This window comes from Acidimicrobiales bacterium, assembly GCA_035316325.1.
Lineage (GTDB): Bacteria > Actinomycetota > Acidimicrobiia > Acidimicrobiales > VFJN01 > DASXTK01.
The window spans coordinates 1-6,413 of record DATHJB010000122.1 but is presented as its reverse complement, the minus strand read 5'-3'; the positions used below and the strand labels follow the sequence as shown (position 1 = coordinate 6,413).

The 6,413-nt window shown below is 69.9% G+C and carries 6 protein-coding genes; 5 read left to right on the top strand and 1 reads right to left on the bottom strand.

Annotated elements, in window-relative coordinates; all coding sequences use genetic code 11:
- Positions 1-54: 54 nt before the first annotated feature.
- A complete protein-coding gene (locus tag VK611_16160; GenBank protein HMG42867.1) occupies positions 55-1,017 on the bottom strand; it encodes a WYL domain-containing protein in 963 nt (320 codons plus the stop codon).
- 137 nt (positions 1,018-1,154) lie between these two features.
- Here VK611_16160 and VK611_16155 point away from each other — a divergent pair, with 137 nt between their 5' ends.
- The 5 genes from VK611_16155 to VK611_16135 all read left to right on the top strand — a co-directional run bounded on the left by VK611_16155 (position 1,155) and on the right by VK611_16135 (position 5,956).
- Positions 1,155-1,556 carry a RidA family protein gene (locus VK611_16155; protein ID HMG42866.1) on the top strand — a complete coding sequence of 134 codons (402 nt, stop codon included), beginning with the start codon at positions 1,155-1,157 and terminating at the stop codon, positions 1,554-1,556.
- A gap of 29 nt (positions 1,557-1,585) precedes the next feature.
- On the top strand, positions 1,586-2,062 hold the full coding sequence (locus tag VK611_16150; GenBank protein HMG42865.1) for a DUF488 domain-containing protein: 477 nt from the start codon (positions 1,586-1,588) through the stop codon (positions 2,060-2,062).
- A gap of 183 nt (positions 2,063-2,245) precedes the next feature.
- On the top strand, positions 2,246-3,820 hold the full coding sequence (locus VK611_16145; GenBank protein HMG42864.1) for a serine/threonine-protein kinase: 1,575 nt from the start codon (positions 2,246-2,248) through the stop codon (positions 3,818-3,820).
- A 325-nt stretch (positions 3,821-4,145) separates the two neighbouring features.
- The gene (locus tag VK611_16140) at positions 4,146-4,760 is read left to right on the top strand and encodes a hypothetical protein (protein ID HMG42863.1); all 615 of its coding nucleotides are present in this window, start codon (positions 4,146-4,148) and stop codon (positions 4,758-4,760) included.
- A gap of 614 nt (positions 4,761-5,374) precedes the next feature.
- A complete protein-coding gene (locus tag VK611_16135) occupies positions 5,375-5,956 on the top strand; it encodes a DUF4145 domain-containing protein (GenBank protein ID HMG42862.1) in 582 nt (193 codons plus the stop codon).
- Positions 5,957-6,413: the final 457 nt, after the last annotated feature.

Below are 6,413 nucleotides of genomic sequence, written 5' to 3'. Positions count from 1 at the left end.
CGCGGAGGGCTCGACCGGTACTCGGGCTGGAACCTCGCATCGGCGCGCACGGCATCACGTGTGATCGCCGTACAGGGTGGCGAGCCCGACGGCGGCGTCCGCCATGCGCTCGCGCAGCTCGGGAGGGTCGAGGACCTCGACGTCGGCACCGAGCCGCAGCAGCTGCCGGGCGGCGCCCACATCCGACCGTTCGAACCGCAGGCGCAGCCGGGCCCAACCGTGCTCGTCGCGCTCGACGTCGTCCGGCAGCGGCAGCTCGGGCGTCCCCTCCTCCAGGAGCGCGAGCATCGGCTCGGCCGTCGGAGCGACGCGCACGGTGACGAAGTACTCGGGGATCGAGTCGAGGAAGGCCTGGCGGCGTGCCGCCCACGCGGCGGCAAGGTCGAAGCCGGGTGGCCGCGCGAAGCGGTGGTCGAGCAGCTCGACCGCGTCGATACGTGACAACCGGAACAGGCGCTCGGCACCGCGCCGCTCCAATCCGAGCAGGTACCAGGTGTAGCCCTTCAGGATCAGGCCGAGCGGCTGGACGACGACATCGGCACCCCGGTAGACGAGCCTGACCTCGCGGGCGTCCCACACCGCCCGGGCGACGTCGGCCAGCGCCGGCGTGTCGTCCGGAGGTACGAACCAATGGGTCGGCTCCACGAGCAGCCGGTCGCGCACGACTCGGGCCGCCGTCTCTGCCGACGGTTCCATCGCGGGCAAGAGCGTCCGGTCGGCGACGGCAGCGTCGAACCCGAGCTGGCCGGCAATCGCCGGGACGACGGCGAACAGCAGGCCACGCGCCTCGGTGGCGTCGAGCCGCGGGAGGCCGGCGACGCGGTACGACGGATCGATGCGGATGCCACCGTTGCGCCCGACCTCGGTGTAGAGCGGCACACCGGCGGCGCACAGCGCCTCGACGTCGCGGTAGACGGTGCGCACCGAGACGTCGAGCGCGGCCGCCAACTCGGTCGCCGGTGCGCCGCCCTGCAACTGGAGCCGCACGAGCAGCTCGACCAGCCGGACCGCGCGCACGCCAGGACTTTATCTGCGAACACTGACATCCCTTGTCAAGGTTCGTGGTTCACGATGCAGCCGAGGCCCACAGCCAAGTGGGCCCGACCATGACCGGCAACCGGGGCGCGAGAAGCGCCCACGAGAGGTGACCCCACATGTCCCACACCATCGTCAATCCCGCCGGGCTGCACGATCCGGTCCCGTTCGGCTACAGCCACACCGCCACCATCCCGGCTGGCACGGAGCTGGTGGTCGTCGCGGGTCAGTACGGATCGAGCACGGACGGGGCGGTGGTGTCGCCCGACTTCACCGAGCAGGTGCGCCAGGCGTTCCACAACCTGGGTGTCGCCCTTGCCGCCCACGGGCTCGACCTCAGCCACGTCGTCCAGCTCAGGACGTATGTGGTGAACCTCGACCTCGACAAGCTCGGGGCGGTCGCCCAGGCCGTGCAGGGCGGCTGCGGCGCCAACCCTCCCCCGCAAACCGTCATCGGGGTCGCCGGCCTGGCCATGCCCGACATCCTGTTCGAGGTCGAAGCCGTCGCCGCCCGGCCGTGAACAGACAGGTGGGGATCCCGGTGCTCAGGATGGTGACGATCGGCGTCTACGGCTTCGACGGCGAGTCCTTCCAGCAACGACTGCGGGAGGCGAACGTCCGCCTGCTGCTCGACGTACGCCAGCGCCGCGGTGTCCGCGGACCCGAGTACGCCTGGGCGAACTCACTCCGGTTGCAGGCGGCCCTCGCCCAGGCCCGGATCGCCTACGAGCACCACCCTGAGCTCGCCCCGACCACCGAGCTACGCCAGCTCCAGTACGCCGAGGATGACCGCCGCGGGATCGGCAAGCGCTCGCGCCGCGAGCTCGCTGCCGAGTACACCCGCCGCTACACCACCGAGATCCTCGACCGCGCCGACCTCACGCCGATCGTGTCGGCGCTGTCGAGCAGTGGGACCGCAGCGCTGCTCTGTGTCGAGAGCGACCCTGAGGCCTGCCACCGCTCGTTGATCGCCCAGCGGTTGACCGAGCAGCACCACGTCACGATCGAGCACCTCCGCCCGTCGTGAGGCGTGGGTTCAACTCAACCTGCCGACAAGGCCGGTTGCACGACACCCATCGAAAGCAGGCCGCCGCCGACGTCGTCCACCGCATCTGGCGGCAGGGCGGCTAGCACCTCGCTAGCAGCTGGCTAGCAGCGGTCCCGTATCTGTATCGGGTCCCTGTGAACGTCGGTGAGGAGCAGGTTGGTCGTGAGCGGGTCGGGCAGCGAGGCGTCGGGGCGGGTGGTCGCGGGACGGTACCGGCTCGAGAGCGTGCTGGGGCGCGGCGGGATGGGGGTGGTGTGGCGGGCGTCCGACACCCTGATCGAGCGCACCGTCGCACTCAAGGAGCTCCGGCCCCCGGCCGGCGAGGAGTCCTCGTCGTTCGTGGAGCGGGCGCTGCGCGAGGCCCGCAACGCCGGGCGCCTGAACCACCCCGCCATCGTCGCCGTCCACGACGTCATCGCCCCGACCGGCGACGACCCCGTCGTCTACATCGTCATGGAGTACGTCGATGCCCCCTCGCTCGCCGAGGTCATCGACCGCGACGGGCCGCCGCTGCCACCGGCCCGGGCCGCGGCGATGGGCCTGGGCATCCTCGACGCCCTCACCGTCGCCCACACCATGGGCATCGTCCACCGCGACATCAAGCCCCACAACGTCCTGGTGCCCGGCGACGACAAGGTCAAGCTCACCGACTTCGGCATCGCCCTGGCCGCCGAGGACAGCCGGCTGACCCGCAGCGGGGTCATGGGCACCCACGCCTACCTGGCCCCCGAGTGCTTCGACGACGGCCAGGTCGGCCCCGCCACCGACCTGTGGGCCCTCGGCGCCACCCTCTTCCACTCCGTGGCCGGCCAGGCGCCCTTCGAGCGGCCCACGACCACGGCGACGCTGCGGGCGATCCTGTTCGAAGACCCGCCGGCCCCGCCCTGCGGGCCCCCGCTCGCCGACGTGATCACCGGGCTGCTCACCCGCACGGTCGAGCGACGCCTCACCGGTGGCGCGGCCCGCGAGCTGCTGGAACAGGCGGTGATGACCGCGCCGACGGTCGAGGCGCCGCCCCCCGCCAACCCCGGCCAGGCTCCCTGGGCGGCCCAGGCCACCACCCACCACCAGCGACCCACCCCGCCGCCACCCCACACGACGCACCCCGGTGGGCCGCCACCGGCTTTCGTCACCGCGCAGCACCCCTCGTCGGCGCAGCTCCCGCCGCCCCGACCGCCGGCGACGGGCCCGGCCCACGGACCGTCACCGGCGCGCCCCCCGGGCCAGCCCGGCATCCTCGGGGGCCGCACCCTCGGCGTCCTGCTCGTGGTGGTGTCGGCCCTGGTCGTCGTGTACTTCACCACGCTCGCCGACGACGGCGAGGGCGGCAGCGGCAGCGGCAGCGGGAGCGGGAGCGGCCAGGCGAACGGCCTCCCCACGGGGACGGACCCGGACCTCCCGGGCGGCGGCGGAACGGTAGAAGGCGCCCTCGCGCAGGAGTTCCTCGACGCCGTCAACAGCGGGGACGAGGACACGGCGATCGGGACGCTCTGCGCGGAAAGGGGTCATCCGGAGGACATCACCGACGCCATCACTCGCGATGCGAGCCTCGAGATCGACCCGACGACCGTCGAAACTGAGAGCGGCACCTCGTTCTTGGCCTCCCTCGTCGGCACCGTCGACGGCGTACCCATCGAAGACGCCTACCTCAGCGTGCTCCCCCGCATCGAGGACGAGACAGATTGGTGCGTCTACCGCTTCGACCTCGGCGAGGACCCGGAACCGTCGGGGCAGTGACCCACGGCCGGGAGTGTGGGTCGCTCCTCTGTCGAGCGGACTGGCGCAGGGCGTGATCGCCGCCCTCCACGACGCCATGGCTGGGGGTGTGACCAAGCCCGTTCCACGTCACGGGTCGACGACAGGTCGTTCGTCGGCGTCGTCGTGACAGTCCCGAACAGCCTCCCCGGCCATCGCCTCGCTGCGCCGCGGCCGCCCGGTTCCTCGGTCAGTCGCCGGATACGATCCCGAAGTTCAGCACCTCGGTTGGGTGCGAGGCTCCTGGACTGGCGACATCTGGCCCATCTGGATCTGGCCGTGCTGGGGAGCCGGGAAGGCGGGGTCGATGAGTCGACGATCGGAGCGACAGGGGGTGGAGGAGCTCCGGTCGAAGTTCGTCGCCAATAGGGAGAAGGTCCGATCGTGGACCGCCGACTGGGACTGCCCGGAGATCGAGTGGCCCCCCTTCCCCGAGGTCCCGCGCCCGTGGGTCGTGCTACCAGGCGGGGAAGAGGGGTGGTTGGCCCAGCATGCGCCCTTCATGGAGGAGTACCACTGGCTGCTGGAGGCTCGTCCTCGAGCGGATGGCATCTCCCAAGTGTGGGCTTCCTGGTGGTTCGGGGCCGGGCACGAGTTCGAGCGTCTGGAGATCGAGTTCCGCAGCTTCGCCGACCCGCAGTACCTGGCGGAGAAGCTGACCTTGGGAGCTGATGCAGCGGCCCTCGAAGGCTGGCAGCGCGAGGACGTGCAGGGCCTCTACGCCTGGCTGTTCGAGGGCCTCGACAGCCGCCCGATGGACGACATGGTGCAGGGGAACAACCGGACCGGGTTCATCCTGTTCCACATCCTGCGCTCACCCCTCAGCACGAACGAGATCGCCGCTCGCCTGCGCATCACCCTGACCACGACCACCATCGACGGCACACCGCTCGACGAGCAGGGCGGGGCCCTGCCCAGCTGATGTTGCCTGTCCGGCCACGGCGTGGCGGACCCAAGCCGAGGAAGCGGGCCAGCGGAGGAGCAGGCTGACCCGCTGGTACGTGACTTCCCACTGTTCGGTGGCTCACCGCTCGTCCGGGCAGCGAGCGAGAGCCTCGGCTACCGCCCCACCGACAGCCGTGGATGACCGTCTTCACCCTCGACGAGTAACGGCTACCTCGGCCGTCAACCCACGCACCGCCTCACCTGGCCGTAGGAAGATCACTGGGTTTGCAGGCGCACAGGTGGATGTCCTGGCCGCTTGGTCATCCCACCTGGTGGACGCTGGTCGGTACCTGCGGACAGGTTGTCCGATCGGTGAGCGCAGAGGGACTCGAACCCCCGACACCTGCCTTGTGAGGGCCACCCACCACCGCTGACCAGGCCAAACGCAAGGCAGGGAGTGCCGCTGGCACGCATAGGCACCGATTTTGCAGCCATGAAGGTTGGAAGGTTGTCTCGTGGACGTGTCCCAGCTGCCAAGGCCTGACGCTGGACCTGGCCCGCTACCGGGTCAAGTCTGGCAGGCACTCAGAAATCTTCCTCGAGGAGCAACACCGGGTCTGGCCCCGCTCGGGGCGCAAGGCACCGCCTGAGGTGCCCGACGCCCTCGCCCGCGACTTCGAGGAAGCCGCCGCCGTCGTCGGAATCAGTGCCCGCGCCTCGGCGGCGCTCGCACGGCGTTGCTTGCAGCAGACCCTCGTTGACCATCTGGGGGCTGCCGGTGGAGACCTGAACAAGCAGATCGACGCCATCAGCAGCCAGCTCCCGAGCCACGTCCAGGACGCCCTCCACGCGCTCCGCAACATCGGCAACTTCGCCGCCCATCCCATCAAGGTCAACACGGCGGGCGACGTTGTCGACGTCGAGTCCGGTGAAGCTGACTGGACGCTTGAGGTACTTGAGCAGCTGTTCGACCTTGTCTTCGTAGCTCCCGCCAAGGCAGCGGCTCGTACTGCAGCGCTCAACAAGAAGCTGGCTTCGGCTGGCAAGCCGACCATCTACGGCTGCAGGTCCGGTGGACAGATTCGCCGGGTGATTCAGAAGGCCCATGCGATCAGCGGTATGCCGATGATGACAAAGAGGAGGAGTGCGATCCTCAGAGACAACTCAACGGCAAACCTTCGCCACCTGTCATTAGGTATGCGGCGTCGTAGAATCCGCAGCGCACTGAGATAGCAGACTGCGGTTAGTAGGAACAGAGCTACCTGCGCCTTCACCTGCATCAGAATCTGCGCTTCACTCGGCGACCGATGCTAGCCCGAGGCATACGAATAGAGATCCTCTGCGAGCCCCCGGGTTTCAATGACCGTACGTACAAGTAGATCGCCCAACTCGTGTCCAGTGCCGTCCGCCGTCAGATTCCGGCGACGGTCGAGAACCCATCCACCCCAGCGGTACGAGACCACGAATCGGCACGGGACTCGCCGGCGAAGGACCCCGCGATATCGCCGGTTCTTTGCGGCCTTGGACGTGTCAGCTGGCCTGGTGATCTGTGCGGGTGGTCCCGGGAGCCCGGCGCCCTGCCTCGATGGCTGGCGGGATGAGGCCTGCGGCCAGCTGGGCGCGGATGTCGTCGCGCAAGGAGCGGGCGTCGGACAGCGACCCGGCAGGCACGTGCCAGCGACGGCCGCCG

What these genes read in the sequence shown, in the direction of transcription:
- VK611_16155 (HMG42866.1), top strand. Translation starts at nt 1,155, where the DNA reads ATGTCCCACACCATCGTCAATCCCGCCGGGCTGCACGATCCGGTCCCG.
- VK611_16150 (HMG42865.1), top strand. Translation starts at nt 1,586, where the DNA reads ATGGTGACGATCGGCGTCTACGGCTTCGACGGCGAGTCCTTCCAGCAA.
- VK611_16140 (HMG42863.1), top strand. Translation starts at nt 4,146, where the DNA reads ATGAGTCGACGATCGGAGCGACAGGGGGTGGAGGAGCTCCGGTCGAAG.